Annotated in this window: 2 protein-coding genes; both read right to left on the bottom strand. The window is 50.1% G+C overall.

What is annotated here, in order from left to right; translation table 11 throughout:
• Nucleotides 1–250, bottom strand: a 250-nt coding sequence (locus LKK83_RS00900) for a hypothetical protein (protein WP_324628842.1), incomplete at its 3' end; no start/stop codon positions are given.
• 70 nt (nt 251–320) lie between these two features.
• Nucleotides 321–4,787, bottom strand: a 4,467-nt coding sequence (locus tag LKK83_RS00895) for an nSTAND1 domain-containing NTPase (protein WP_324628841.1), incomplete at its 5' end; no start/stop codon positions are given.

The following is a 4,787-nucleotide window of genomic DNA, read 5'->3' as shown; positions in this document are numbered from 1 at the left end:
GTGGATCGCCAGTCGTTCCCACCATTCCACGGGGCAATCCAGGCTCTAATTTCTCTTCTACTTCTTCCAGATTTTCAATGGATTGATTTCCCCCTTCTATTTGGACGCAGAATTTTACAATAATTCTCTGTTTTACTTCTTCATTTATGGATTCGCTGGCTAAAGATTCTTTTAACCAAGCAATGATTTGCGCTTTTAACAGATATTCGGTGCAGTTGCTCGGTTGATTCTTAGATAATGATTCAGTCATTTTTTTACTCCTGTTTTGAATTGAAACCTACTTACCAGATAATGAATTTATGAATGACAAATTGGTCACTTCAGGGGTCTTCTGTTTCATGGCACAAAGAACGGTATTCTTTAGCAGAGGGATTATTCTGGAGATAGTCTTGCAGCTCATTGCAACCGTAATTCAGCAGAGTCTCTAAATTCAAAGACGCGACCTTTTCCCACGTCCAGAGAATCACCGTTTTGTCGTTACTAGCGGAGGCCAGGGTGAGACCGTCCGGACTAAAACGGAGGCTATAGACACTTTCACGATGTCCCTCCAGGGTTTTGTAGGGGCGAGTTTCAAACTTTTCTGTTTCGGGGTCTCGCCGCCAGAGTGCGATGGTACCGTCGCCACTGGCGGAGATCAGGGTCTGAGCGTCGGGGCTGAAAATTGCCGCATGGACTTTCGCACCATGACCCCGGAGGGTTTGAAGCAAAGTGCCATCGCGCTGCCAGAGTTTAATCGTGCGATCTGTACTGGCCGTAACCAGGATTTGACCGTCGGGACTAAAGCTGGCGCTTTGGATCTGCTCTTGGTGCCCTACAAAGTGGGTGAGTAACTTGCCATCGGGTTGCCAGAGGGCGATCGCGCGATCGGCAGCAGCGGCGATGAGCTGCCCATCAGGGCTAAAGCTGACAGTCTGGACTCGTTCGTCCAACCCCCTTAACTGCACGATTAAACTGCCGTCACGCTGCCACAGTTTTACGGTTCCGTCATTACTGGCGGCTGCGATGATCTGGGCGTCCGGGCTAAACCTCACGCTTTTCACCGGGGATGGAGAATCCTCCAGGGTTTGAATCGGGGTGCCATCAGGCCGCCACAGTTTTACCCTATTGTCATAGCTGGCAGAAGCAATTATCGCACCATCAGGGCTAAAACTGATGCTGGAGAGTTCTTTGCTATGGGCGTTGGGGATTTCCCTCACACTGCCATCGTCCCTCCAAATCCTGATGGTTTTATCGTAACTGGCAGAAGCAATTGTGCGATTGTCCGGGCTAAAACTGATGTCAGTCACTCCCGAGATATGTCCTCGGAGGATTTGAAGAAAGCGCTCGTCTATGTGCCAGAGTTTGACAGTGGTGTCCGCACTGGCAGAGGCGAGTGTTTTTCCGTCCGGGCTGAAATTGACATCCCAAACAAAAGAGTGGTGCCCATCCAGGGTTTCGAGCAAAGTGCCGTCGCTGGTTCGCCAGAGCTTAATCGTTTGGTCATTACTGGCAGAGGCGAGTTGTTGTCCGTCGGGGCTGAAACTGACGCTATTCACGGCATCCTGATGTCCGGTGAGTGTTTTGAGCCAAGTGCCATCGCGCCGCCAGAGCTTAATCGTTCGATCCCTACTGGCAGAGGCAATGATTTCGCCCTCGGGGTCAAACACCACTTGATAAATTGCATCGTCATGCCCTTTGAAGGTCTTCAGCAAAGTACCATCACGTTGCCAAATCTTGATGATGCCGTCCAGACTAGCAGAGACGAGGGTTTGGCTGTCGGGGCTAAAGCTGACCGAGGAAACAGGCTTATTGTGTCCTTCGAGGGGGCGAAGGAACGTACCGTCGCGTCGCCAGAGGGTGATGCGATTAGTATATGTAGTCGCTGCCGCAATTATCTCGCCGTCGGGACTGAAACGGAGGTCGTTGAAGACTTTTTCTTCACCCCGGATCGTCTGGAGCAAAGTGCCGTCCCTGCGCCAGAGTTTAATGGTGCCGTCGTGACTGGCAGAAGCGAGGGTCTCGCCGTCGGGACTGAAACTGACGCTGGTGACCCGCTCCTCGTGTCCTTCGAGGGTGCGAAGTAAGGTGCCATCGCGCCCCCAAATCCGAATCTTTTTATCCTCACTAGCAGAGGCAAGTGTGTCCCCGTCAGGACTGAACCGAACCCGCGTCACCCGATCGCCATGTGGGAGACGGTTTCGCTCTCGAACGGGAGTGAGAATTACATTTTGTAGGCGCTGTGCGGTTTCCTGTTGAAGTTCTGCCGGGACTTGCGGGTTTTGCACTTGTTTGCTGGCGCTGACACTCGCCAGTAATGCGCCGAGGCGATCGCTCGAAAGTAGGCGAGCTTCCGATTCGGAATTGAGCGCTTGAATGGTAGCGCTTTGGGCTTTATATTTTTGCCCTTCTGCCTGTCGCCATAAAAGTGCGGTTGAGGTGGTTAATATTCCCAGAACCAACACGGCGGTTGTGGTGCCAAACAACGCCCATTTAAACACCTGGTTTATCTTCGCTTCGCTACATTGTCTTTGCTCTCGCTCCCACTGGAGTTGTGCCATTAATTCAGCGTTTTTTTGCTGGCGGATAAAAGAGACGAGATAATCATGCACCAGTTGATAGCGGTCTGTGGGCTTGTCGGGCAACAGAAACACTAATCCCGATTTCACAAAAATCTCTAAAACCACCTCTAAGCCATCCGCTTTGTCTGCCAATTGGGCGGTTAGTTCTGCCTGTGTTTTCAGCGGACGAGTATTGTGTTCGTCGGTTAGTAAATACAAGACGAGTTCGGCAGTTTTTCGGTTCTCTGGGCCACAGTCTTGTACCACTTCTGCTAAATAACGCTCGACTAATTTTTCTTTCGGCCCGCGTTCTTTATACTGTGGCAAGCTGGTGATGTTTTCGGTTTGCAATTGCGCTCCCACGATTTGCAACTCAATCGGGCGCACTTCCCCAGCGTCTCGGGCTAAGTCTTGAACCAATTCATCAATTAAATCCGGTTCTAAGTAACACTGATGGGTTTGGGTTAAGCTGTGAATAATTTCCCGGGCGTCTTTGGGAGAAAAATTGCCCAAGTAATAGATAATATTTTTGTCTAAAATATTGTCGTTTACCACATCAAGGCTAATTAAGCGGTTGTTGCACTCCAGCAGATAATGCAAATAATCTTCTCGCAGGGACAAAACAACCTTGACGCCATTCAGGTTCAGGCAGTCTTTCAAAAATTGATAAAATTCCCGACGATTTTCGGGGTCTTTGCAGGCAAAGAAGAATTCTTCAAACTGGTCAAATATCAGAACCGTAATCCAATGATTTTCTGAATTGATTCTCAATTGCTCCAGAATGTGGGGCAGGGAATCCAAGGGGCGGTGGGAGAGAGACATCGCCTCGGTTGCAGGGCGATTGGGAGATTCTGAAGCCTGTTTGAGGGCCTGAGACAAACAGTTACCGAGTTCTGCGATCCAATTTTTATAAACTTGCTGCAACACCGGTAAAATATCGCAACTGCCAAGATTAATCTGGCTTAAAGCCGGGATTAAACCCGCTTGCACGATCGAACTTTTTCCCACACCGGATTGTCCGTGAATCACCGTGAGGCGGTTGCAGTCGGTGCTGATGCGATTCACCAGGTTAATAACATCTTTTTTTCGGCCAGAATCGGCGATTTCTGGAGCGATTTCTCCGGATATTTTTCCTTTGAAGAATCGGATTTTTTTCAGATGTTGTTTCGGTTGCAACCGTCCCGCCCCGACAAACGCCCGCAAGCCATATTGTTGTTCGATTGATTCTCGCTCTTGCTTGAGAGCGAAGGCTTGGAAATATTCCCCTTCGTGAAAGTAACCGCTTCTTAAGTCTTGAAGAATGGAAATGTAAAGCGGTAGGTCGTACTGAGGATTGGCTTGGGCTTTGGCGGTTTCCAAGGCATCCAATGCTTCGCGGGGGAAACCTAATTTGGCTTGCGCTCTTCCTAAGGCGAACCAATACCAACTTTGATGGTACGATCGCACCCAATCTAAATAGAAGGAATTTTCCGATGCAGCAGTGGATGAGTTTTCCAAGGCATCGGCGACGATAGACAGGGCTTTTTCGGCCATTTTTTTGGCCCGATCGCTTTCATTTTTTCCCAAGGCCACTTCGGCTAGAAATCCATAGCACCGGGCCAGTCGGAACGAACTCGGGTGGGTTTGATGAAGTGCCAACGCTCTGGTGGCAATTGCTTCTAATTTATCCCAGTCTGCCAGTCGCTGCAAGACCTCTCCCCAAGCATTGATAAAGTTGGGGAGCAAATCGGGACGCTTAGCGCGATCGAAGGTTTCAATGCAGTCTTGAAAGTAATTTTGGGCGCGCTCGCAGCAGGAGTGAAAGTCAACGCAATGCTGCACGGCATAGATATTCCACCAGACTCCCAAATAATACAGCACGCAGCTACGTCGCTCTAAGCACTCGTCCGGGGGAAACAGGGCTAAACTGCGTTCGTAATGGTGCCGTGCCTGTTCCTGGGACTGCTCGCCCAGACGACCGATGAGAAATTCGACACTGGCGGCAAGTGAGGGTTCTAATGTCACCCCTCGATCTTGTAGCTGTTGCCGTGCGGTTTCGAGTTCCCTGCGAAGGGAGGATTCGCTTTGTAGATTAAACGCACTCCGATCGAGAAATCGACCTTCGCCGTTCTCTAACAATTTAGCAAAAAGGCGATCGCTGGTCTGTTTCAGGGACGCGATTAACTCTTCCGGCGCGATCGCAAACTCGGTCAAACTCCCCCAACTCTCGAAATCCGGTGCCAACCGCGTCAGCTTGGCAGAAATCTCATC

It is taken from the genome of Phormidium sp. CCY1219, assembly GCF_035615515.1.
Lineage (GTDB): Bacteria > Cyanobacteriota > Cyanobacteriia > Cyanobacteriales > Laspinemataceae > CCY1219.
The sequence above is the reverse complement of the archived record's forward strand: the minus strand, read 5'-3'. Positions and strand labels throughout refer to the sequence as shown.